The organism is Chitinimonas lacunae, assembly GCF_042650885.1.
In the GTDB taxonomy this organism is placed as follows: domain Bacteria; phylum Pseudomonadota; class Gammaproteobacteria; order Burkholderiales; family Chitinimonadaceae; genus Chitinimonas_A; species Chitinimonas_A lacunae.
Window position 1 is genome coordinate 452,384 of the sequence record NZ_JBHSBU010000001.1, and the last position, 23,188, is coordinate 475,571.

Genomic DNA, 23,188 nt, shown 5'->3' on the forward strand with positions numbered 1-23,188 from the left:
GGCATACTGGTCAGTATTTTATTGAGATACTACCGGGTATGTAAACCCCGACCGTCGGACGTCATAGGGGCGCGCTATAGTGACAAGATCTCCGATATCCCATATTCCAATGCCTGCTCCACTTCGGGCCGCCACGCTGCGGCGTTTCTGCTTTGTGCTGCTGCCTTTGCTGGCGCTGGTCTGGTGCCTGACGGCCTGGTATTACCATGGCAGCCGCAGCCGCAGTCTGGCGGCACTCGATGAAACGACCAGGCTGCGGCTCGATATGGCCGAGCGCGAGGTACGTCATGTGATGCGTGACGGCGCCACCGATGTGATGCTGATGTCGCGTCAGCGCGAGCTGATGATGCAGGCCGACCGGCCGCCCGAGCAGTGGGGGACGGTGGCTGAGCATTTCATGACCTGGCTGGCCAATAAGCCGGTCTATGACCAGATGCGTCTGCTCGATAACCAGGGCCGTGAGCAGCTGCGGGTCGATCTGGCATCGGGTGTTCCCTCGATCGCTTCGCCCGAACAATTGCTCGATCGGCGTCAGCTCGGCTATTTCCAGCGTGGGCGCGAACTGGGTGCAGGCCGGGTTTATGTATCCCCGCTCGGCCTTGGTGCCGAACGCGGTCTGCCCGATTACCCGCCCAAACCGGTCTTACGCTTCGCTGCGCCGCTATTTGGCGACAGCGGTCAGCGGCGTGGGGTATTGGTATTCAGTTATCTGGCGCGTCATCTGTTCGAGCGGCTGGCCGAGGTACGGCCGCCCGGCACCGAACTGGCGCTGCTCGACGGCCGGGGACTGTGGCTGGCCGGTGGTCGGCTCGATGAGCTGTTCGCCTTGCAGCAGATGACCGGTCGCACCCTGCCTGAGCGCGATGCCGAACTATGGAGTCGGTTGCTGCAAGATGAGCGCGGCCTGATCGAGCGGCCGGAAGGTACCTGGATGTTCAGCTGGATTCGTCCGCTGGCGCTACAGAACTATGAAGCCTATGTGGCAGGCGTGACCCGGCAGGGCGACGATGATTACCGCTGGCTATTGTTATTACGGCTCGACGACAGCACCCGAACCGCCCGGCTGGCCCAGTCGGGCCGCGATGCCCTGATCTTCGGTGGCGTGCTGAGCCTGGCGGCACTGTTGTTGGCTGGCTGGACGGTCCGACGGTTGGGCCGGGTCGAGGACGAGACGCTAGACCATTACCGCAGTTTCGATGAAGTGCCCTTGGCCGTCGCGGTATTCAATGACGAGCGTCGGCTGCTCTATCGCAACCCGGTCTGGGCGCAGTTTGCCGCGGGCGGCGAGGATTGGCGCAGCATCTTTGCCACCGTCGATGTGCCGACGATCGAAGCCTTGCTGACTGCACCATGGCAACCCGACGAGATACGCCAGGCCGAAGTGCGTTGTCGGGACGGGGCCGGTGAGTTGGGCTGGTACCAGTTGGCGGTGGCGCAGCGAGGTGAGGGCGAAAACCGGCATCTGCTAGTGACACTGAACGAAGTCGATGCAATCCACCGCCAGTGTTCCCAGGCCGGGCGCCGGCTCGGCCTGCTCGATAGCGTGATCGCCGCCTGTGCCGATCCGCTGCTGGCGATCGACCAGGGCTTTCGGGTCACCGTGGCCAATCCGGCGCTACGTCAGCTGTTTCAGCGCCTTTATGGCAGCAGTCCCGTGCCCGGCGACGGCCTGGTCGAATGGCTGGACCGCCATGTCCCCGACCGCGGCGGACTGCTGCTGCATTTCAGTGCCGCCTTGCGTGGCGAGCCGGCGACGGTGCGGCTGACGCTGGGGGAAGAGAAACGCCTGTTCGATATTGCCTTTGCCGTCCTGCCCGAAGACGAGGACCGGCTGGGCGGGGCCGTGATGTATGCGCGCGATGTGACCGAGGCGGCCCGCCTGCAGGCCAATCTGGCGCGCAAGGAAGAGCTGTTTCGCGCGGTGTTCGACGGCAATCTGGAAGCGGTGCTGGTATTTGAATCGATCAAGGACGAGTCGGGCAGCGTCACCGATTTCCGCCTGGCCGAGGTCAACGCCACGGCCCTGCGCCGCAGCGGCCAAAGCCGCGAGCAGTTGCTGGGCCAGCGGCTCGATGCCCTGGCCGGACTATGCGACCCGCGGCTGCGGCCACGGCTGATCGAGGCGGTGCGCCAAGGGCAGGGCTTTAGCGAAGAATGCCGGCTCGACGACGGTGAAAGCGATCCGATGTGGCGGGAAATCCAGGTGGCCCCGATGGGTTGGGGACTGGCCATGACCTGTACCGATATCGGCAAGCGCAAATCGATCGAGTCGGCGCTTGAAAAGAGTGAGCGCCTGCAAAGAGCGATTCTCGATTCGGCGCCTTATTGCATCCTGTCGGTCGATCTCGACGGCATCCTGACCCGCTTTAACCGGGCGGCCGAGCTGATGCTGGGCTATCGAGCCGAGGAACTGGTCGGTCGCTCGACCCCGGGTTTGTTCTATGACGCCGAGGAGCTGGCGGCCGTGGTCGAATCGGCGCGGCGGCGCGAAGGGTCGGAATCGCTGTCGATCAGCGAGGTCATCGCCGCTGCCTGCCGCGACAACACGGGCCAGGAATGGACCTTTGTCCATCGCGATGGCCACCATTTTCCGGTGATGCTCAATGTATCGGAGTTGCACGATGCCGACGGTGCCGTGGTGGGGCATATGGCGATTGCCTACGATATCAGCCGGCAGAAAGCGGCCGAGCGCGAACGCGACCGGCTCCATGCGGTGGTGGAAAGCATGCCCGATATGGTCGGCATGGCCACCCCCGATGGCCAGTGGTTCTACCTCAACCCGGCCGGCCGCCGTCTGCGCGGCATCGCGGCCGATGCGCCGCTTGACCGTCTGCCGCTCTATAGCGGTTATCCCGACTGGGCTTATCAACTGGTCAGCCGGATCGGCATCCCCCAGGCCCTGAGCGGCCAGCCCTGGGAAGGCGAGACACAGTGCCTCAATGCCGAAGGCCGGGTGATCGATGTGCGTCAGTTGATCGTCGCGCCCAGCACCGGGCGCAACCGTGCCGATTTCATCGCCATCTTCAGCCACGATCTGACCGAGGTCAGGGCGATGGAAACCAAGATGATCGAGAGCGAGGCCATGCTCAATTCGGTGCTCGAAAGCGTCAGCGACGCGATTGTCACCGTCGATGAGGACGGCCTGGTACAGATGCTCAACCCGGCGGTGCGCGATATCTTCGGCTACAGCCTGCACAAGGTGATGAGCCGCGAACTCGGTATGTTGCTGGCGCCGGGCTCGCCGGGCGGCGGTTCGTTCCCGCGTCTGCTGGAACAATGCGGCGGCTGTGCCGACAAGCCGGGTCTGCAACTGGAGGTCCAAGGGCTGCGCAGCAACGGCGAGCGTTTTCCGCTGGCCTTGTCGATCAGCGAAATCCGGCTCGGCAACCGCCATCTGTTCACTGCCGTGATGCGCGATATCTCGGCCCACAAGGCTGTCGAGGCCAAACTGGTCGAGAATATCGAGGAGCTGGAATTCGTCCAGGCCGCGCTCAATCGCGCCAATGAAGAACTGATCTCGGCCAACCGGGAATTCAACCGGATGGCCCATCAGGACGGCCTGACCGGGGTGGCCAACCGGCGCCAGTTCGACCGGTTGCTCCATGAAGCCTGGCAGCACGCGGTGCAGCGGCAACGGCCGTTGGCACTGCTGCTGGTCGATGTCGATCATTTCAAGCGTTACAACGACGCCTATGGCCATCAAATCGGCGATGAATGTCTGGTGCGGGTGGCCCGGGTATTGGTGGCGGCGCTTGATCGGCCCGAAGATGTGGTGGCCCGGTATGGCGGCGAGGAGTTCGCCTTGCTGCTGGCCGATGCCGACCGGACTGTTGCCATTGCGGTGGCGGCACGGATACGCCGCTTGTTGGCAGAAGAAGCGATTCCGCATCAGGATTCCCCAACCGCCGCCTGTATCACGATCAGCCTGGGAATTGCCATTCATCTGCCGGGCGAGGAGGGAACGCCCGAGCATCTGGTCGCCAGCGCCGACCAGGCACTTTATGCCGCCAAGGCCAACGGCCGCGATCAGGCCCGGATCGCGGGTGAGTAGGACGATGTTCAATCCCAACCGTTTCGGCCGGACGATGCTGCGCTATGAGCGCCTGTTCTGGTGGTCGATGGTGGTGGCGCTGTGTCTGCCTTGCGTGGCCGCCATGATCTACTTCAGCTACTTCCGTCCTGACCGCGAAGCCGTACTGCGCGCTTTCGGCATCTGCGCCATGTTCTTGCTGATCCTGGGCCTGCTATGGGCGCAGCGGCGACGCCATCGGCTCGAATTGGAAGCGATCGACGGGTTTTACTTCGAGTGGAACCGCCATCAGTTGCGCGCCTTCGTCGATGCCAATGAGACGCTGTGGCTGTGTCTGGAAGATATCGGCCAGTCGCTGGGCCGCTCGCCGCGCGAAATCCGCCTGATGCGACTCGATCTCGACCATAGCTGTCTGTGCATCGGACCGACCGGGCTGCATCTGATCAACCACGCCGGCGCCAAACGCCTGCTCGAGCGGCGCAGCGGCCGCGAAATGGCCCGGCTTGCCCGTTATCTGCTGCACGATGTGTTCGAGGTGTACGAGAAACGCCGCGAAATGCGTACAGGCAGCCTCACTTCCCGCTCAGGCTCGTCAGGCAGATAGTGACGAGAACGGGGAAATAAAAAATAGAAAATAAACTGCAAAACATCTGCAATATATAGTGCGACAAAAAACAGTTTTTGAAAGTAATATGTGTTTTTTGATGGAAGACATTGTTGGGGAATCCAGGTTTCTCCTCTCGCCGATCTGCTTCTCTCCTCCTTCCCCTCCTTACTGCGACCCCTGGCGCAGCCTCGGCTATTTACTTGGCTCGATAGGCGGACAGAGGGACGGACAAGGTGGAAAGAAGTTGGGCAGGGCTGACGATGCCAGGGTTTTGCGGCCGTTGAGTACAGGAAAGAGACGGTTAAGTCGGACAGGCTGAAAAGCCTGTCCAGGCTGTCTGGTTTTGCGGGCCTGACTGAAGAGCGGGCGGCGGCGATAGGAGAGGCTGGCTTTGCTCGGACGCCAAGTGAGAGCACGGAAGAGCATGCTTGTCAGCGCCATCCGTTTTGGTCTGGGTCGGACTTTGAAGCGGGAGCGCTACAAGCCATCAGGGTTTGGTCTGGCTTGTCCGGCGTAAAGGACGAAAAGGGTCGATCAGAGAGATGACGGGATACGTCGTTAAATGGAACTCGTGTTCAGTTGCTCGACTTGTTAATGATAATACTTATCATTAGAATAAGCTGCTTCGGTTTGTCGGGTGAGTCGGATGGCGATTGATATGCGACGCGGCACAGTGCTGGCAGGAGTCGCGGCGGGGCATGTGGGCCTGTTGTGGTGGCTGGCGCAGTCGCACCTCAGTACGCCCATTACGCCACCGGTGCCGCTACTGGTGGCAAGTCTGGTTGCGCCGGCACCTGAGCCGACACCGGTTGAGGCCGCCCCGACCTCAACGCCCCCCGAGCCGTCCAAACCCGTTCCGTTGGAAAAACGGTCCAAGCCGATGCCGCCGTCGCCCAAACCGGTGCCGACGGCCCAGCCGCTCACTGCCGTCTCGTCGGCACCATCACCGATCGTCGCCGCCAGCCCGGCAGTGGAAACGGCACCGGCTGCGCCACCGGCGCCACAACCGAGTCCGGCCCCTGCGCCGGCTCCGGTCGAGGCACCACTGGTGCTGCCGCGTAGCGATGCGGCCTATCTCAACAATCCCAAGCCGCCGTATCCGCCGCTGTCGCGCAAGCTCGAGGAAGAAGGCCAGGTGGTGCTGAGCGTGCATATCCTGCCCGACGGCACGGCAGGCGAAGTGAAACTCAAGCGTAGCAGCGGCTATGCACGCCTTGACCAATCGGCGCTCGAGGTCGTGAAGAAGTGGCGTTTCGTCCCGGCCAAACGTGGCAATGAGCCGGTTGCGTATACCTACGATCTGCCCATCACCTTCTCGCTGCGCGACTGAACTCGTCAGCAAGCCGTGGTGGCGGCAGGGCAAACCGCTGAATCATCCCGCCGGCGCTGTCGGCGGCACCGGTAACACAAGGAGAGTTTTGAGATGGAGCAGAATCCTTACGGCATCATGGCCGTGTGGCAGCAGGGCGATCTGGTGATCAAAGGGGTAGCGCTGGTGCTGCTGCTGATGTCGATCGCCTCCTGGTACGTGATCATCACCCGGGCCATGCGCCAGATGCGGCAACGCCGTCTGGCCCGTACCACCCACGATTTCTGGCACGCCCAGTCGTTCGACTCGGCGCTCGAACTGCTCGAAGGCAACCGTATCGACAACCCCTTTCGCCATCTGGCCGAAGAAGGCCGCGATGCGGTGGTACATCACCGTGATAACCAATCGGATCTGCATGGCCAGCTGTCGCTGTCGGACTGGTTGACCAGTTGTCTCAAGCGCGCCATCGACGAATCGTCGGAGCGGATGCAGTCGGGCTTGTCGATTCTGGCATCGGTTGGCAGTACGGCGCCGTTCATTGGCCTGTTCGGCACGGTATGGGGTATCTACCATGCCCTGATCAGTATCGGTGTCAGTGGCCAGGCCAGTATCGACAAGGTGGCAGGCCCGGTGGGCGAGGCACTGATCATGACGGCCTTCGGTCTGCTGGTGGCGATTCCGGCCGTGCTGGGCTACAACGCCCTGACCCGTGGCAACCGGGCCGTGCTGGGGCAACTGAGCCGCTTTGCCCACGACCTGCATGCCTTCTTCGTAACCGGCGCTCCGGTGGCCAAGACCGATGGCGCCCACAAGATGAAGCTGGCCAATGTGGTCGCGATCGGGAGGCATTGAGATGGCTTTCGGTGGCGGATTCGACGATGACGGTCAGGTCATGAGCGAAATCAATATGACGCCGCTGGTCGACGTCATGTTGGTGTTGCTGATCATCTTTATGCTGACGGTGCCGGTACTGACCCATTCGGTCAAACTCGACCTGCCGCAGGCAAGCAATCAGCCCAGCCAGGTCAAGCCCGATACCGTCAATCTGTCGGTAACGGCCGATGGCAAGCTGCACTGGAACGAAACGGCCGTCGATGAGGCCGAATTCGCCCGCCGTCTGGCTGCCGCTGCCGCGACCAAACCGCAACCCGAGTTCCAGCTGCGCGGCGACCGCGTGGTCGAGTACCAGCATGTGGTCAAGGCAATGGCCGCGATCCAGCGTGCCGGCATCCAGAAACTGGGCTTTGTCACTGAACCGGAGGGCTAAACCATGTGGGCAGTGCTGACTGTGCTGATCGGTGTACCCATCGGAGTCGGCTGCCTGTATTGGTCTGTTCCGCCTTGCCTGCGTTGCGCTCGACGTCGTGATTGCGAGCGTGCTTGCGCAAAGGCTGAGTCTGCCAAAGCCATCGTGCTCAATCCCCATCGTCCGGGTTCGCTCTGAACCGTTCGCTGGAAATTTCCCCTGCAGAGCCGCCGCTTCTTCGGCGGCTTTGTTGCCTCTGGAGGTCTGGTTGTTGCGGTTTGCGGCAAGTAGCCCATTTCCGGGCAATCTGGCGTCAGCGTGTTCAAACCTCAAAGCGCAGCCGTGCAGCCTTCCTCCAGGTTTAGCGGCGACGCCGATTTAAATCGAAAGTCTTTAGCCGGTCTGCCGGTTTTTGACCTGGACGCTCGCGCCTTGCCCAAAAGCTTGGCGTCAGTGGGTCCGGCCACAGCACCCCCGGTCCAGGTCGATCAGTCTGCGTGGCGGGAGAGAGTCCGGTTAAAACGGCGCCGGCATCGAAGACCATGATTTAGTGCATTGCCGAACAGCTCGGAGTCAGCGGGTCCGGGCATCAAGCGTCAGTTCAGGCCGAGCAAGCCACCTTACTCGTGACGCCGATTTACAGGCCAGTGTTTTGAATCAGCGCCCTGGCTGTTCGCCCATTCCATCTTTAAGCCGCCAATGCCATCGCAGCCATCGCCAGGCTGGCGCGTGGTGCCGGCTGCCGGCGTGGATGCAGTTGCGGCCGGGTCAGGGGGATATGGGCGGTGCCTTGGGCTACCGCACCACGGCCACGGCGCACGCAGACCTTGAGTCCGCCATGGGCCGGCTCGACTTCAAGCCGCAGCGGAAACGACGAGCCTGCCCCTGCCATCCGACCCTGCCGCAGCAGGAAACAGAGCACAGAACTCGAAGCCACCAGTCGTTGCAGGGCATCGGTCAATTGTTCGCTTAACGGCCCATGGCACCAGCCGACCACCGCGCCGCAGTCGGGGGCAGCCAGGGCTTGCGCCACTTGATGGAGGAATTCGCTTTCGTGCAGGGCTTCTTGCCAGTCGAGCTTGTCTTGATCGATGCCGGCGGCTTGCCAGGCGGGGAGATAGGGCAGGTGGGGGGGGTTGATAAGGAGAGTGCGGCGGCCATTGCGGCTGAGTTCGGCTAGACGTGGCATCAGGAGTTTGAGTTCGCCGCAGCCGGCCCGGCTGCTGACGATCTCGGTGATGTTGCCGCTGGGCCAGCCACCACCGGGCAAGGTGGCGTCGAGTTCGAGATGGCCGCTCGATTGATGGGCGGCAACAACACGGTGGGCGGGGCGGAGCGGCATTGTCTATCCTCTTCAGAGAACGTTGGTTTACCCGCATATTGGTGAACGATCGTTCTTGCGTCAAGATGGCCCTGAGGGAAGTCGACGAACGGTTGAGGTGGTCGCCATCCCCCCTTATCCTGCTGCCTCCCGGCCGTCTGCACGGCTCCTCACTTTCCTCACGCCTATGCCGATCTCTTCCCTCCTGCGTCCGATCGACCAGCAACTCTTCGATCAACTGACCACCGCTGCCGCCGCCTCGCCACGTCGGCGACTCAACCACAATTTTCATGCGACGCCGACCGATCCATGCCAGCGCTTTCTCAATGCCTTGCTGCCCGACAGCTATGTACGGCCCCATCGCCATCTTGAGTGCGAAGAGACGCTGCTGGTGCTGCGTGGAGCGATTGGGGTGCTGCTATTCGATGAGGCGGGCGGCCTGACGGCAACGGTCCGGCTCGAAGCGGGAGGACAGGTCGGCATGGCCCTGGCGGCCAATGTGTTTCATTCGCTGGTGGTACTGGGTGCGCCGGCGGTGATTTTCGAGTGTAAGGATGGACCGTATCGGCCACTGGTCACCGAGGAATGGGCAGCTTGGGCGCCACAGGAAGGGAGGGCGGCTGCCGTCGACTATCTGGCGTGGATGCGGGGGCAGTTCGCGGAAGTTATCTAAAGTTCAAAATAAGTGCATATTCTCTGCAAGGCAGAGATTCGCATTTAAACAAAAATAGTGATTTCATGCGGTCGGATAGCGGACCATCTGTTGCAGCCCGGTAGACTCCGCCTCGCTGGCATCGACCGACTCCACCCGCGCCAGCTCAGGGCCGCGCCTGGCCCAGGCAAGCAGTTGGGCGATGGCCTCGGCCTCTCCCTCGATATGGGCTTCGACGCTGCCATCGAGCCGGTTTCTGACCCAACCGTTGACGCCAAGACGCTTGGCTTCCTGCTCGAAGCCATAGCGGTAGCTGACGCCTTGCACGAGGCCGCAAATCCGCAGATGACGGGCAATCGGATCCATAAGGCACACTCCTGGACAGACAAAGAAGGCCACACGATGGGCAGTGTCGTTGCATTGCTGACCATGTCGAGCGAGGCCGGTCAGCGCTCCCGGAGAAAGGGCGATTCACCATATTCAGGAAGAAAATCTGTATTTTCCTCAAGACTGGCTAAACGTCTTGCAGAGATTTTTCCTAAAATTTTCCAGTTTATTCATACCAGACAACAGGTACGCTGCCACACCGCTTCGCGCAGCAAGCTGTGCGCCTGGCCGAGACTGCCGACGATTCGATGGCCCAGGGCGCGCAGGGCGGTGCTGGGCGGCTTGATGTCGGGGATCTGGATCGGCGTCATGCCGGCTGCCAGAGCGGCCTGCACGCCCGGTTCGGAATCCTCCAGCACGATGCAATGGGCCGGCGCCACGCCAAGCAGGTCGGCGGCCTTGAGATAGATGTCGGGCGCCGGCTTGGGCTGTTCGATCTCGTCACCGCAGACGCTGACCGGAAAGCGCGGCAGCAGGCCGCTGCTGCGCAGATTGCCCTGGGCACGCTGGCGGGTCGACGAGGTGGCGACCGCCTTGGGCAGGCGAACCGCATCGAGCCAGTCGAGCAGCTCGGTCAGACCGGGCTTGAGCGGGATGCCGGCTTCGATCCGCCCCAGATAAAGCGCTTCGGTGCGGGCAAAGATCGCATCGATGGGCAAGTCGGGGCCAAAGCGTTCCAGCAGCATGGCGCGACACAGCCGGTCGTGTAGACCGACCATCGCATGGAGCACGCTGTCGTCGAAATCGTGACCATGTTCGCGGGCGGCCTGGCGCCAGGCACGCAGCACGGCGCGTTCGCTGTCCAGCATCAGACCGTCCATATCGAACAGAACGGCGGCAATCGGAAAATCGAGTTTCATCGTTGAAGAGCGCGCCAGTCGCGCTGAAGAAGGGAATAACAAGCAAGATCGTGATAGGCGTTGGCCCAGAAGGCCTGCTCGCGATGCACGCCTTCGAGCGCAAAGCCCAGCTTCTCCACCAGTCGGATCGACGGCAGGTTGTCGGGGTGGATTTCGGCCTGGATACGGTTTACCTGCATCACCTCGAAACCGTACTCGAGCACCGCACGCATGGCTTCGGTCATCAGACCTTGACCCCAGGCAGCACGCCCGAGTTCATAGCCGACTACACAATTGCGCCAGTTGGGATTCCAGCGAAACAGACCACAGGTGCCGACCAGCAACTGATCTTCGCGCCGCACCAGGGCCCAGCGCGTACCCGGTGCCGGGGCGCGCCGCCATTCGGCGAAGATTTCGATCAGTCGGAATGCCTGCTGCGGCTGGGTCAGCGGGTCGCTGCCAAACCAGCGCATGGCTTCGTGATCGGAGTGGATGGCATAGAGCGGTTCGGCATCGGCAGGCGTCAGCTCGCGCAACAGCAGGCGCTCGGTGTGCAGAACCGGGAAGGGGGGAGGAGTCGGGGTCTTCATGGCGGAAAAACGGGCGGCCGCAGCCGCCCGCCTCGATAGGCTCAGCGCACGCGCATACCCGGTTGGGCGCCACTGTCAGGCGACAGGATGAACAGGCCGGGCGCCATATCGCCGCTGGCGGCCAGCACCATGCCTTCCGACAGGCCGAACTTCATCTTGCGCGGGGCCAGATTGGCCACCATCACGGTCAGCCGGCCGATCAGGTCTTCGGGCCGATAGGCCGACTTGATGCCGGCAAATACATTGCGCGTCTCGCTGCCGATATCGAGCGTGAGTTGCAGCAGCTTCTCGGCGCCTTCGACATGGCGCGCGTCGACGATACGGGCGATGCGCAGGTCGATCTTGCCGAAATCGTCGATCGAGATGGTGTCGGCGATCGGTTCGAATTGCGGGGCAGCGGCCGGCTGGTCGGCGTTGAGGTTCTGGCGATTGGCTTCCACCAGGGCGTCGAGCTGTTTCGGGTCGATACGAGTCATCAGATGCTGGTAAGGCTGGATAGGATGGTCAAGCAACAGCGTCTCGGCATCGCTCCAGGTGAGCGGTGCGATCGCCAGGAAAGTCTCCACCTCGGCCGTCAGGCGCGGCAGGATCGGCTTGAGATACAGGGTCAGCAGGCGGAAGGCATTGATCAACAGGCTGCACGACTGGTGCAGCGCGGTTTCCTGGTCTTGCTGGCGCGCCAGCTCCCACGGCTTGACCTGGTCCACATACTGGTTGACCTCGTCGGCCAGGGCCATGATCTCGCGCACGGCGCGGCCGTATTCGCGGTTCTCGTAGGCTTCAGCCAGCGCCGGGGCGGCCCGTTGCAGCCGGGCCAGCAGGTCGGTATCGGGCAGGCCGGCGGCCAGACGGCCGTTGAAACGCTTGGTCAGGAAGCCGGCCGCGCGGCTGGCGATATTGATGTACTTGCCCACCAGGTCGGCGTTGACCCGCAGAGCGAAGTCCTCCATCGACAGGTCTGCGTCCTCGATCCGGCTATTGAGCTTGGCGGCGTAGTAGTAGCGCAGCCACTCGGGGTTGAGGCCGAGTTCGAGGTAGCTGCGGGCGGTGATAAAGGTGCCGCGCGACTTGGACATCTTTTCGCCGTTGACCGTCAGCATGCCATGGGCGTGCACCGCCGTCGGGGTGCGGTAGCCCGAGAAATGCAGCATGGCCGGCCAGAACAGCGCATGGAAGTACAGGATGTCCTTGCCGATGAAATGGTACAGCTCGGCATCGCTGCCGGCCTTCCACCAGGCGTCGAAGTCGATGCCCAGCCGGTCGAACAGATTCTTGCACGAGCCCATATAGCCGATCGGGGCATCAAGCCAGACATAGAAGTACTTGCCCGGTGCATCGGGAATTTCGAAACCGAAATAGGGGGCGTCGCGGCTGATATCCCAGTCTTGCAGACCGGCCTCGAACCATTCGGCCATCTTGTTGGCCGCCTCGGGTTGCAGACGGCCGGCTTCACGGGTCCAGTTGGCCAGGAAATCGGTGCAGTCGCCGAGCTTGAAGAAATAATGCTCGGAATCGCGCAGTTCGGGCTTGGCACCCGAGACTGCCGAATAGGGGTTTTTCAGTTCGGTCGGGCCATAGGTGGCGCCGCAGCGTTCGCAGTTGTCACCGTACTGGTCGGCGCTGCCACATTTGGGGCATTCGCCTTTGACGAAACGGTCGGGCAGGAACATGCCTTTTTCCGGATCGTAGAGCTGGCTGATGCTGCGGCGGACGATCTTGCCGTCTTCCTTCAGGCGACGGTAGACGGTATAGGCCAACTCGCGCGTCTCTTCGGAGTTGGTGCTGTGGTAGTTGTCAAAGCCGATCTGAAAGCCCTGGAAATCGGCCAACTGCTCGCCGTGCATCCGCGCCACCAGCGCCTCGGGCGTGACGCCCTGTTTTTCGGCGTTGATCATGATCGGCGTGCCGTGGGTGTCGGACGCGCAGATGTAGTAGCACTCGTGGCCGCGCATCTTCTGGAACCGGGCCCAGATATCGGTCTGGACGTATTCGACCAGATGGCCCAGATGGATCGGGCCATTGGCATAGGGCAGGGCGGAGGTGACGAGTATCTTGCGGGACTTCAAGGCATTGTCCTTCCTGTTGGGCGAGGGCGGGCAGAAATGCACGATTATAGCCGCAACCGCGCCGACCGTTGCGGCCGGCACGGCCTGGCCGTACCGGCTGAGTGCGGGGCATGGCAATGCGTGGGTGGTCTCTGGCGCAGATCAAGTAGGGAATTGGAACGAAAGTAAAAATATATGCAAATCTTGTGCAAGAACCTATGAAATATAGATAAGAAATGTACTAAAAACTGACATTCCTTTGAGGGGTCGCGGAGCTTCGGGTCGCAGACACTGTGGCTGATTTTTCGCCGGATCTTCCCGCCTTGTCACGGCGGCCGCCGTGCGGCGGCTGCGGTCGGGGCGCCTTGCTGTTAAAATCATGCCCCCGCCGAAAAGGCGCTATTTTTCTGCCCGAGGAAACCGAATTGAACGTCTTGACCGTCGATTACCGCGCCCCTGACGCCGCTGCCCGTTTTACCGAATCGCTCCGCACCACGGGCTTTGGTGTGCTCAAGAACCATCCGATTCCGCAGGAGCTGGTCGAATCGATCTATAGCGAGTGGCTGGGCTTTTTCGACGGCGAAGACAAGCATCAATATGCCTTCGACCCGGCCAAGCAGGACGGTTTCTTCTCCACCGCCATCTCCGAAACCGCCAAGGGCCATACGGTCAAGGACATCAAGGAATACTTCCATATCTACCCCTGGGGCCGGATTCCGCCCGCCCTGTCCGAGCGTGCGCTGCGCTATTACGAACTGGCCAATGCGCTGGCCGCCGAACTGCTGGGCTGGGTCGAGGCGCACAGCCCGGCTGAAGTGAAGCAGCGCTTCAGCGAGCCGCTGTCGGGGATGATTGCGAAGAGCCCATGCACCTTGCTGCGGGTGCTGCGCTATCCGCCCCTGTCGGGCAACGAACCCGAAGGCGCGCTGCGGGCGGCGGCGCATGAGGACATCAATCTGCTGACGGTGCTGCCGGCTGCCAACGAGCCGGGTCTGCAAGTCAAGGGCAGCGATGGTGCCTGGCATGATGTGCCGTGCGATTTCGGCACGCTGGTCATCAATATCGGCGATATGCTGCAAGAGGCGTCGGGCGGCTACTACCCATCGACCTCGCACCGGGTGGTCAACCCGACTGGCGAGGGCCGCTTCAAGTCGCGCATCTCGCTGCCACTGTTCCTGCATCCGCGCGACGAAGTGGTCTTGTCGGAACGCTATACCGCCCGCAGCTATCTCGATGAGCGCCTGCGTGAACTGGGCGTGAAGATGTAAAGGTCGATGTTTCCCTTGTTTCGACGGAGTCGTGCCATGGTCAGCGAAGCCCAACTGCTGGACTTACTGAAAACCTGTATCGATGCCGACAGCGGCCGCGACTATGTGACGCTGAAATCGGTACGAGAGCTCAATGTGGATGGCAGTCGGGTGCAGCTCGATATCGTGCTGCCCTATCCGGCGCAGAGCCGCTACGCCGCCATCAAGGCCGAGCTGGCGGCGGCGCTGGCTGCCGTGCCGGGCGTAGCCGAGGTCGAGGTGACGGTCAGTCACCAGATCGATGCCCATACCGTACAGCGCGGCCTGACGCCGCTGCCCGGGGTCAAGAACGTCATTGCCGTGGCAAGCGGCAAGGGCGGGGTCGGCAAATCGACCACCGCCGTCAATCTGGCGCTGGCCTTGGCCGCCGAAGGCGCCATGGTGGGGCTGCTGGACGCCGACATCTATGGTCCGTCGCAGCCGATGATGCTGGGTCTGCAAGGCGCGCGACCCGAGTCGCCTGATGACCGGACCATCGTGCCGCTGCGTGCCCATGGCTTGCAGACCATGAGCATCGGTTTCCTGATCGATGCCGAGCAGCCGATGGTCTGGCGCGGGCCGATGGTGACCCAGGCCCTGATGCAGCTGCTGACCGATACCCGCTGGGAGTCGCTCGACTATCTGGTGATCGATCTGCCGCCCGGTACCGGTGATATTCAGCTGACGCTGTCGCAGCGCGTACCGTTGACCGGAGCGCTGATCGTCACCACGCCGCAGGATATTGCGCTGCTCGATGCGCGTAAGGGCCTGAGAATGTTCGAGAAGGTCGGGGTGCCGGTGGCCGGGATCGTCGAGAATATGGCCATCCATATCTGCTCGCAGTGCGGTCATGCCGAGCCGATCTTTGGCGAGGGCGGCGGTGCCAGGATGGCTGCCGAGTATGGCGTGGAGCTGCTGGGTCAGTTGCCGCTTGACTTGAGCATCCGTCAATCGACCGACGAGGGCCGACCTTCGGTGGTGGCCGATCCAACCGGCCAGGTAGCGCAGTTGTACCGGACTATCGCCCGCCGGGTGGCTGTGAAGATCGGCGAGAAGGCCAAGGATTTTTCGGCGCGGATGCCGAAGATCGTGATCCAAAATACCTGACGATGGCAGGCGACCCGAAGGTCGCCGCGACCACGGAGTTTTCTATGAGCATCAAATCCGACCGCTGGATACGCCGCATGGCAGCCGATCACGGCATGATCGAGCCGTTCGAGCCGGGCCAGGTACGCAGCGTTGATGGCCAGCGAATCGTGTCCTACGGCACGTCGAGCTATGGCTACGATATCCGCTGCGCTGACGAATTCAAGGTCTTCACCAATCTGAATTCCACCATCGTCGATCCGAAGAATTTCGACGAACAGAGCTTTGTCAATGTATCGGGCAAGGGCTATTGCATCATTCCGCCCAATTCATTTGCCCTGGCGCGCACGGTGGAATACTTCCGCATTCCGCGCAATGTCCTGACGATCTGCCTGGGCAAATCGACCTATGCCCGCTGCGGCATCATCGTCAACGTCACCCCGTTCGAACCCGAGTGGGAAGGCTATGTGACGCTGGAGTTCTCCAATACCACGCCGCTGCCGGCCAAGATCTATGCCGGTGAAGGCTGCGCCCAGGTGCTGTTCTTCGAGGCCGATGCCGATGATGTGTGCGAGGTGTCCTACCGCGATCGTGGCGGCAAGTATCAAGGACAGGTTGGCGTGACTCTGCCCAAGGCTTGATAGAAAATAAACTGCCAATCTTTCGCAAGATTTGCAGCCTTATCGAGCAAAAAAATAAAAAAGCCCGCTTAGTAAGCGGGCTTTTTTGCCAGAAGCGGTCTTAGTTGACGCGGCTGGCGGATTTGACGGCGTCGCTGGTGGCGGTGGTCGCAGCCTTGACGCTGGCGTCGGCAAATTCGGCCACTTGCTTGGCGGCCTTGGTCATGCTGTCGACGGCGGCTGCGGTGGCGGCGACGGTCGATTTGACGCTCGACACCATCACATCCGTACCGGCAGGCGCGGAGCGGGCGGCACGGTCCATGGCGGAGACGACGCTGCGATTAAAGGTATTGAGGCGTTCTTCGAACAGTTGCGACAGCTCGGTTTGGGTCTGGGAGTACAGTTCGTACAGATTGCGCGACAGGCCGAGCGAGGATTCGACGATCTGCTGGGTCAATTCGGCGCGCAGCGCCAGGGTCGATTGCAGATCACGGGGTTCATTGAGGCGGGAAGTGGTTTGGGCCAGTTGTTCGATGGTCTGTTTGGCGGTATCGATTTGCAGCCTGGCGAGGCGTTCGCTGCTGTCCAGACCGATCTTGGAGACCCGCAAAACGGTCTCCAACTGCTGGTTGAGGAATTCGGTGTATGCTTGGGTGTTCTGTGCGACCATGGCTAATCTCCTTTGACTTGTGCTGTAGCAAGACGGACACTGCGCGGACGGTCGTTTCTGGTATAGTAATGTTGCTCCGCACAATCCGAAATCGATTCTAGAAACGCTGCTGTGGACTGTCAACGAATTTCTTGTGCAGCGCAGCAAAAACTATGGCGCAAGCGGGGCGGCAGGCTATTAAGTCGTTGATTTGAAAAATGGATGGGGAGATCGATGAGCGAAGAAAAGCGCATCATCAAGAAATATCCGAACCGGCGCCTCTACGATACCGCGACGAGTTGCTATATCACGCTCGAAGACGTGAAGCAGTTGGTCCTGGAGAATGTCGACATCTTGGTCGAGGACGCCAAGACCCACGAAGACATCACCCGCAGCGTGCTGTTGCAGATCATCCTGGAAGAGGAAAACGGCGGCGCGCCGATGTTCAGCTATGACATGCTGACCCAGATCATCCGCTTCTACGGTCACGCCATGCAGGGCCTGATGGGTAACTACCTGGAAAAGAACCTGCAACTCTTCGCCCAGATGCAGCAACGGTTGCAGGATCAATCGAAGTCCGTCTACGGCGGCGATAATCCGATGGCGGCCAATGCCAACCTATGGGGCGAATTCATGAAGTTCCAAGGGCCGGCGATGCAGAACATGATGACCAGCTATCTGGAACAGAGCACCAATATGTTCGTCGAGATGCAGCAACAGTTGCAGGATCGCGCCAAGAACCTCTGGAGTGGTTTCGGTTTCCAGGGCTTTCCGCCGCCGACCGGTGATAAGCCTAACAACGAGGGCAAGAAATAGCACGGCGCTGCCGTTCTCTCGCTTGCCAGAGCGGGCGGGCATGTCAGATGACATGCCCGCCTTGTTTTAATGTTTCTCCCTGTACCACCGTGAGAACCGGCTGCCTATACCAATCGTCGGCCGGAGCGATAGTGATTGCACCTAGATATCCTGCATCACTATGGTCTTGTCCTATATTGGGGAAGCATAGGGGCTGGCGGCCGCGGCCAAGGCAACAGGCCGCGCCATCTGCCAGCCCGGTCCGATTGTCTAACCAACGGCTGCCGCCATGACACTGACCGAACTGAAATATATCGTCGCCGTCGCCCGGGAACGTCATTTTGGCCGGGCGGCGGCGGCTTGCTTTGTCAGCCAGCCGACCTTGTCGGTGGCCGTGAAAAAACTCGAAGACGAACTGGGTGTCACCCTGTTCGAGCGCTCAGCCGGCGATGTGTCGGTGACGCCGATCGGCGAGCGCATCGTATCCGAAGCCCAGCGGGTGCTGGAGCAGGTCCAGACCATCAAGCAACTGGCCGAACAGGGCAAGGATCCGCTTTCCGGCCCTCTGCGGCTCGGCGCCATCTACACCATCAGTCCCTATCTGCTGCCTTATCTGATTCCGGTGTTACGCCAGCGGGCGCCGCAGATGCAGCTTCTGCTCGAAGAAAACTACACGGTCCGGCTCGCCGAAATGCTGAAGCAAGGCGAGATCGATGTGGCGGTCCTGTCCGAGCCGTTCCGGGAAAGCGGTATCGCCACCCAGGCGATCTACGACGAGCCTTTTGTGGTGGCCACTCCCCTCAATCACCCGTGGGAGGCCCAGGAGCGGATCGATGCCGCTCAGCTCGAAGCGGAAAACGTCCTGCTGCTGTCGCCCGGAAACTGTTTCCGCGACCAGATCCTGCAAACCTGCCCTGAACTCAACCGCGAGGCCCTGCCGACCGGCAGCAGCCTGCAACGCACCTTGCAGGGCAGTTCGCTCACTACCATTCGCCATATGGTGGCCGGCGGTATTGGGGTGACGGTGCTGCCGGCCACCTCGGTCACGGCTGGCGACGGGCAATTGCTGTCGATCCGCCCGTTTGCCGAACCGGTGCCGATGCGTCGGGTGGTGCTGGCGTGGCGGCGTAATTTCCCGCGCCGCGAAGCGATCGAGGCGGTACGTCGAGCCATTCTCGACTGCGGTCTGCCCACGGTGGTGATGTTGCCCGATGCGCCCGTCGAGTAAGCGCTGGCCCGATTTCCGACGCCATCTCACCAAGCCCGGCACTTCGCCGGGCTTTTTCATTGGCCCGCTGTAAATGATGTACCAGCGATCGCTGCCGTGCGCTGACAGCCTGTCCGGCGGCAAGTGGCTGTTAAGATGACTTCCACTGGTACCATCGCGCCAGTCACCAGAAAAAAGAATATCGGTCACGCGCCTCGTACCGATCGGCTCCGAGCGCAGCCTTCCAGGACTTGCGAGCTGCCGACCCGTGTGCCCCTGGCCGTGACCTGGCTCGATCCGCCTGAGCGGGCTGCCATGATTTTGCTATTTCCTCAAGGAGACTTTATGTCCGCCGCCATCACCATCATCGGCACCGGCCTGGCCGGTTATACCGTTGCCCGCGAATTGCGCAAGCTGGCCCCTGAGGTGCCGCTGCGCCTGATCACCAGCGACGACGGCACATTCTATTCCAAGCCGATGCTGTCCAATGCCTTTGCTTCCGGCAAGGCCCCCGAGCAATTGGCGATGAAAAGCGCACCCAAGATGGCGGAAGAGTTGCGGGCCGATATCCGCACTGCCAGCCGGGTCGAATCGATCGATCGGGCGGCACACGTGATCGAAGTGGGCGGCGAGAGGTTGGCCTATCGGAAGCTGGTGCTGGCCTTGGGGGCCGATCCCTTTACGCCAGGGTTGAGTGGGGAGGGTGCCAAGGATGTGCTCCACGTCAACGATCTCACCGACTACAGCCTGTTTCGTGCCGCCAGCGCCGGCCGGCGCCGTTTGGCCATTCTGGGCGCCGGATTGATCGGCTGTGAATTCGCCAACGATCTGGCCGGCGCCGGCTTTGAAGTGACATTGCTCGATCCGGCTGCCTGGCCGCTGTCGCGTCTGCTGCCCGAAGTGGCCGGCCGTTTCATGCGCGAGCGGCTCGAAGCGCTGGGCGTAGCTTTCCGGTTCGGCACCAGCGCAACCGAGGTAAGCCCCAACGGTCAGGGTTATCTGCTGCAACTATCGGACGGCTCGACACTGGAAGCCGATCTGGTGCTGTCGGCCATCGGGCTGCGGCCACGGCTGGGTCTGGCGCAGGCGGCTGGGCTGCTGGTCAGTCGCGGCATCGTGGTGGACCGTTTCCTGCAAACCAGCGACCCGGATATCTATGCCCTGGGCGACTGCGCCGAAGTGGCCGGTTGGGTGCTGCCCTTCGTGATGCCGATCATGCAGGCAGCCCGTGCACTTGGTCCGACGCTGGCCGGTCAGCCGACGGCATTGCGTTATCCGGCGATGCCGGTGCTGGTGAAGACCCCGGCCTGTCCCACTGTGGTCGCGCCGCCCGCGCCTGGCATGGGCGGGCAGTGGCAGGTCGAGACAAGCACAGACGGAGTCAAGGCGCTGTTTGTGGCAGAAGGCGGGACACTGCTGGGATTTGCCCTGCTCGGCACGGCAACGGCCGAGCGGCAGAGCTTGGCCGCGCAATTGCCTTCATGGCTGGAATAGTCCCTATCGGCTTGTAGAGCACTGCCGTCTGAATCGGCGTCGCTGATCGGGCTTATTGATCGGTCCGAAGCTGTCGTTCGGTGTCCGGACGATTGAACGCCGGTTTGTTCGGAAAAGCGCTGAGCATGGCGTCCAAGATCACCAGCATCGTAGCGAGGGCAGACCGCAGGATACCTGCGGCCATTGCCTCCATCACAAGCAGCAATGTGGGGGAAGGTGTGGGACGTTATCTACCGGTTGGCAGGCTTGGATGCCAGGTGTAAGGGGGTAAGACCGGAAAATGATATTTCTGTACAATAGTATTGCTGGGTGTGGCAGATATTTGGCAGAAATATTGTCCGAGGACACCTTTTCGGGCGTCCTCGCCATCGATCAACTTGCGTCGGCAGGTGGCCGCTGCGCCGATTTGGGGCGGAATGCGGCGACCACGTCGCGGTGGGTTTCGATATAGGGAGCGCCGATCAGATCGAGGCAATAGGGCACGGCAGCGAAGATACCGGGGACGATGACCGTGCCGTTTTCGTCCTTGAGCCCTTCGAGCGTCTCGCGGATCGATTTGGGCTGGCCCGGCAGATTAAGGATCAGCGCCTGGCCGCGGATCACGCCGACCTGGCGTGACAGCAGAGCGGTGGGCACGAAGCGCAAGCCGATCTGGCGCATCTGCTCACCAAACCCCGGGATTTCCCGATCGGCCACGGCCAGCGTGGCTTCCGGGGTGACATCGCGCGGGGCCGGGCCGGTGCCGCCGGTGGTCAGAACCAGATCGCATGCCAGATCATCGACCAGATGCATCAAGGTGGCTTCGATCTCGGGCCGCTGATCGGGGATCAGACGCTCCACTGTGCTGAAAGGCGTAGCCAGGGCGGCGCTGAGCCAGTCGCGCAGCGCCGGCAGGCCACGATCTTCGTAGATGCCTTGGCTGGCGCGGTCGCTGATCGATACCAGACCGATCTTCAGCGCTTTATCGCTCATCATCCTCTTCCTCGTCGTCCTCGGCGGCTGTGCCGCCTAGTGGTGGCTCCGGATACAGCGTCTTGAGCAACTGGAACAAGGCGCGATAGGCCTTGGGCGGTTTGGGGTTCGGAGTGGACTGGCTGGCGCGCTCGCTGCGGGCGTTGCGGACCAGTTGGCGCAGATGCTGGATATCGAGGTCAGGATGTTCCTCGATCAGGGCGGCGACCCGGTGTTCCTCGGCCAACAGCAGATCGCGCTGGCGTTCGAGATGGTGAAGCCAGGCAGTGTGCTCGTCGTTTTCGCCCTTGAGGGTGCTGAGCAGCGCCTGGATCGGGGCGGGATCGACATCGCGCATCAGGCGACCGATATATTGGCGTTGCCGTTTGAGCGCACCGAAATGCGTGATGCGCTTGGCTTCGAGAATGGCATTGAACAGCCTCTCCGGCAGATCGAGCTTGAGCAATTGATCGCGGCCAAGCCCGATCAGTTGCTCGCCCAGTTCCTGGAGCGCCTGCATATCGCGTTTAAGCTGACTTTTGCTGACGCGGCCGTCTTCTTCGTAATCGTCGTGTTCTTCGTGGTGCATGGTGTGCCGGGCACGGGTGTTCGTTCAGCCTGCTATCATACCGGAACCATGCACCGGCCCGAACGGTGTGCATCCAGAATAACGAGGCTACCCAGTGTCCGAAAACTCCGCATCCGGCTTTTCCTATTCAGAAGCACAACTGATCGATCTGGTTGAACAGACCTTGCAGATCGCCAAGCAGAACGGGGCCACGGCGGCCGAAGCCGAAGTATCGGAAGGGGTGGGGCAGGGCGTCACTGTCCGCCTGGATGAAGTCGAAACCATCGAATACAACCGCGACAAGGGCATCACCGTCACGGTCTATCAAGGCCAGCGCAAAGGCCACGCCAGCACTTCCGATTTCTCGCCGCAGGCGCTGCGCGACACCGTCGAAGCTGCGCTGGCGATTGCCCGCCATACCGCTGAGGATGACTGCGCGGGCCTGGCTGACCCCGACCGGCTGGCACGGGAGTTTCCCGACCTCGATGTATTCCACCCCTGGGCCTTGTCGACCGATGAAGCGGTCGAGCTGGCACGTCGCGCCGAACGTGCCGCGCGCGCTGTCGATGGCCGGATCAGCAATACCGAAGCCGCTACCGTGTCGTCCCAGGCCGGCCTGTCGGTCTACGGCAACAGCCATGGCTTTATCGGGCCGTCGGCCACCACCCGTCATTCAGTGTCCTGCGTGGTGATCGCCCAGCAAGGCGACGCCATGCAGCGTGACTACTGGTACACCACGGCGCGTTCCCCACAGGACCTGGAAGCCGCCGAATCCGTCGGTCGCCGCGCCGGCGAACGCGCCCTGGCACGGCTGGGAGCGCGTCGGCTCAAGACCGGCACTTATCCGGTACTGTTCGACCCGTCGATGTCCGCAGGTCTGCTGACCCATCTGGTGTCGGCGATCAGCGGCGGTTCGCTGTTCCGCAAAGCCACCTTCTTGCTCGATTCGCTGGGCACCCGGGTGTTTTCGCCGCTGGTCAATATCGTCGAAGACCCGTTTATTCCGCGTGCACTGGCCAGCTCGGCGTTCGATGGCGAAGGCGTGGCGACCCAGCGGCGTCAGTTGGTGGAAAACGGCGTGATCAACGGCTATTTCCTGGCCAGCTATTCGGCCCGCAAGCTCGGCATGGTCTCCACCGGCAATAGCGGCGGCTGCCATAACCTGCTGGTGCAGCCAACTGCCGGTGATGGCGCCGATATGCGCAAGCGGCTCGGCACCGGTCTGCTGGTGACGGAGCTGCTCGGCCAGGGCGTCAATGGTGTGACGGGCGATTATTCGCGCGGAGCTGCCGGCTTCTGGGTCGAGAATGGCGAGATCGCCTACCCGGTCGAGGAAATCACCATCGCCGGCAATCTGCGCGAGATGTACCAGCATATCGTGGCCATCGGCAGCGATATCGAAATGCGCGGCAGCAAGCGGGTCGGTTCGGTACTGATCGAGAGAATGACCGTGGCGGGAGATTAAGCCCAGACGCAGTAAATAGAATAAATTCTGCAAAATAAGCG

The 23,188-nt window shown here is 61.8% G+C and carries 21 protein-coding genes; 13 read left to right on the forward strand and 8 right to left on the reverse strand.

Going from position 1 to position 23,188, the window contains the following annotated elements; translation table 11 throughout:
- Positions 1–109: 109 nt before the first annotated feature.
- The 5 genes from ACFOW7_RS01920 to ACFOW7_RS01940 all read left to right on the forward strand — a co-directional run bounded on the left by ACFOW7_RS01920 (position 110) and on the right by ACFOW7_RS01940 (position 7,213).
- Positions 110–4,051 (forward strand): diguanylate cyclase domain-containing protein, encoded by a 3,942-nt coding sequence (locus ACFOW7_RS01920; protein WP_378160430.1) that lies wholly within the window; start codon positions 110–112, stop codon positions 4,049–4,051.
- 4 nt (positions 4,052–4,055) lie between these two features.
- A complete protein-coding gene (locus tag ACFOW7_RS01925; protein ID WP_378160432.1) occupies positions 4,056–4,634 on the forward strand; it encodes a hypothetical protein in 579 nt (192 codons plus the stop codon).
- 661 nt (positions 4,635–5,295) lie between these two features.
- Positions 5,296–5,967, forward strand: coding sequence for an energy transducer TonB (locus tag ACFOW7_RS01930; protein ID WP_378160434.1), 672 nt, complete (start codon positions 5,296–5,298; stop codon positions 5,965–5,967).
- A gap of 93 nt (positions 5,968–6,060) precedes the next feature.
- On the forward strand, positions 6,061–6,798 hold the full coding sequence (locus ACFOW7_RS01935) for a MotA/TolQ/ExbB proton channel family protein (protein ID WP_378160436.1): 738 nt from the start codon (positions 6,061–6,063) through the stop codon (positions 6,796–6,798).
- Position 6,799: 1 nt separating this feature from the next.
- Positions 6,800–7,213, forward strand: coding sequence for an ExbD/TolR family protein (locus ACFOW7_RS01940; protein WP_378160438.1), 414 nt, complete (start codon positions 6,800–6,802; stop codon positions 7,211–7,213).
- Positions 7,214–7,880: 667 nt separating this feature from the next.
- On the opposite strand, the gene ACFOW7_RS01945 is transcribed toward ACFOW7_RS01940, so the two are convergent.
- Positions 7,881–8,534, reverse strand: coding sequence for a hypothetical protein (locus ACFOW7_RS01945; protein ID WP_378160440.1), 654 nt, complete (start codon positions 8,532–8,534; stop codon positions 7,881–7,883).
- A 166-nt stretch (positions 8,535–8,700) separates the two neighbouring features.
- Here ACFOW7_RS01945 and ACFOW7_RS01950 point away from each other — a divergent pair, with 166 nt between their 5' ends.
- On the forward strand, positions 8,701–9,186 hold the full coding sequence (locus ACFOW7_RS01950; RefSeq protein ID WP_378160442.1) for a WbuC family cupin fold metalloprotein: 486 nt from the start codon (positions 8,701–8,703) through the stop codon (positions 9,184–9,186).
- Positions 9,187–9,249: 63 nt separating this feature from the next.
- On the opposite strand, the gene ACFOW7_RS01955 is transcribed toward ACFOW7_RS01950, so the two are convergent.
- The 4 genes from ACFOW7_RS01955 to metG all read right to left on the reverse strand — a co-directional run bounded on the left by ACFOW7_RS01955 (position 9,250) and on the right by metG (position 13,047).
- Positions 9,250–9,531, reverse strand: a complete 282-nt coding sequence (locus ACFOW7_RS01955; RefSeq protein ID WP_378160444.1) for an acylphosphatase — start codon at positions 9,529–9,531, stop codon at positions 9,250–9,252.
- A gap of 191 nt (positions 9,532–9,722) precedes the next feature.
- Positions 9,723–10,412: an HAD family hydrolase gene (locus tag ACFOW7_RS01960; protein WP_378160447.1), complete on the reverse strand. Its 690-nt coding sequence runs from the start codon at positions 10,410–10,412 to the stop codon at positions 9,723–9,725.
- Positions 10,409–10,981, reverse strand: coding sequence for a GNAT family N-acetyltransferase (locus tag ACFOW7_RS01965; protein WP_378160449.1), 573 nt, complete (start codon positions 10,979–10,981; stop codon positions 10,409–10,411). Before ACFOW7_RS01965 ends, ACFOW7_RS01960 begins: the two co-directional genes overlap by 4 nt.
- Before the next feature lie 41 nt (positions 10,982–11,022).
- Positions 11,023–13,047 carry a methionine--tRNA ligase gene (gene metG, locus ACFOW7_RS01970; protein ID WP_378160451.1) on the reverse strand — a complete coding sequence of 675 codons (2,025 nt, stop codon included), beginning with the start codon at positions 13,045–13,047 and terminating at the stop codon, positions 11,023–11,025.
- A 404-nt stretch (positions 13,048–13,451) separates the two neighbouring features.
- On the opposite strand from metG, the gene ACFOW7_RS01975 reads away from it, so the two are divergent.
- Genes ACFOW7_RS01975 through dcd form a run of 3 tightly spaced genes read left to right on the forward strand, consistent with a single transcriptional unit; the run spans position 13,452 to position 16,039 of the window.
- Positions 13,452–14,294, forward strand: coding sequence for a 2OG-Fe(II) oxygenase family protein (locus ACFOW7_RS01975; RefSeq protein WP_378160453.1), 843 nt, complete (start codon positions 13,452–13,454; stop codon positions 14,292–14,294).
- 36 nt (positions 14,295–14,330) lie between these two features.
- Complete coding sequence (apbC, locus tag ACFOW7_RS01980) at positions 14,331–15,419, forward strand: iron-sulfur cluster carrier protein ApbC (protein WP_378160455.1); 1,089 nt, start codon at positions 14,331–14,333, stop codon at positions 15,417–15,419.
- A gap of 44 nt (positions 15,420–15,463) precedes the next feature.
- On the forward strand, positions 15,464–16,039 hold the full coding sequence (gene dcd / locus ACFOW7_RS01985; protein WP_378160457.1) for a dCTP deaminase: 576 nt from the start codon (positions 15,464–15,466) through the stop codon (positions 16,037–16,039).
- A 100-nt stretch (positions 16,040–16,139) separates the two neighbouring features.
- Here dcd and ACFOW7_RS01990 read toward each other — a convergent pair whose 3' ends face one another.
- Positions 16,140–16,688: a phasin family protein gene (locus tag ACFOW7_RS01990; RefSeq protein WP_378160459.1), complete on the reverse strand. Its 549-nt coding sequence runs from the start codon at positions 16,686–16,688 to the stop codon at positions 16,140–16,142.
- A gap of 213 nt (positions 16,689–16,901) precedes the next feature.
- Here ACFOW7_RS01990 and phaR point away from each other — a divergent pair, with 213 nt between their 5' ends.
- The 3 genes from phaR to ACFOW7_RS02005 all read left to right on the forward strand — a co-directional run bounded on the left by phaR (position 16,902) and on the right by ACFOW7_RS02005 (position 20,163).
- Complete coding sequence (gene phaR / locus ACFOW7_RS01995) at positions 16,902–17,483, forward strand: polyhydroxyalkanoate synthesis repressor PhaR (RefSeq protein ID WP_378160461.1); 582 nt, start codon at positions 16,902–16,904, stop codon at positions 17,481–17,483.
- A gap of 268 nt (positions 17,484–17,751) precedes the next feature.
- Positions 17,752–18,690 (forward strand): hydrogen peroxide-inducible genes activator, encoded by a 939-nt coding sequence (locus ACFOW7_RS02000; RefSeq protein WP_378160463.1) that lies wholly within the window; start codon positions 17,752–17,754, stop codon positions 18,688–18,690.
- A gap of 324 nt (positions 18,691–19,014) precedes the next feature.
- On the forward strand, positions 19,015–20,163 hold the full coding sequence (locus tag ACFOW7_RS02005) for an NAD(P)/FAD-dependent oxidoreductase (RefSeq protein WP_378160465.1): 1,149 nt from the start codon (positions 19,015–19,017) through the stop codon (positions 20,161–20,163).
- Between the two features lie 372 nt (positions 20,164–20,535).
- Here ACFOW7_RS02005 and mog read toward each other — a convergent pair whose 3' ends face one another.
- Both mog and yjgA read right to left on the reverse strand, forming a co-directional pair.
- Complete coding sequence (gene mog / locus ACFOW7_RS02010; protein WP_378160467.1) at positions 20,536–21,138, reverse strand: molybdopterin adenylyltransferase; 603 nt, start codon at positions 21,136–21,138, stop codon at positions 20,536–20,538.
- The gene (gene yjgA / locus ACFOW7_RS02015) at positions 21,125–21,703 is read right to left on the reverse strand and encodes a ribosome biogenesis factor YjgA (RefSeq protein ID WP_378160469.1); all 579 of its coding nucleotides are present in this window, start codon (positions 21,701–21,703) and stop codon (positions 21,125–21,127) included. Before yjgA ends, mog begins: the two co-directional genes overlap by 14 nt.
- Before the next feature lie 94 nt (positions 21,704–21,797).
- Here yjgA and pmbA point away from each other — a divergent pair, with 94 nt between their 5' ends.
- Positions 21,798–23,147, forward strand: a complete 1,350-nt coding sequence (gene pmbA, locus ACFOW7_RS02020) for a metalloprotease PmbA (RefSeq protein ID WP_378160471.1) — start codon at positions 21,798–21,800, stop codon at positions 23,145–23,147.
- The last annotated feature ends 41 nt before the right edge of the window (positions 23,148–23,188 follow it).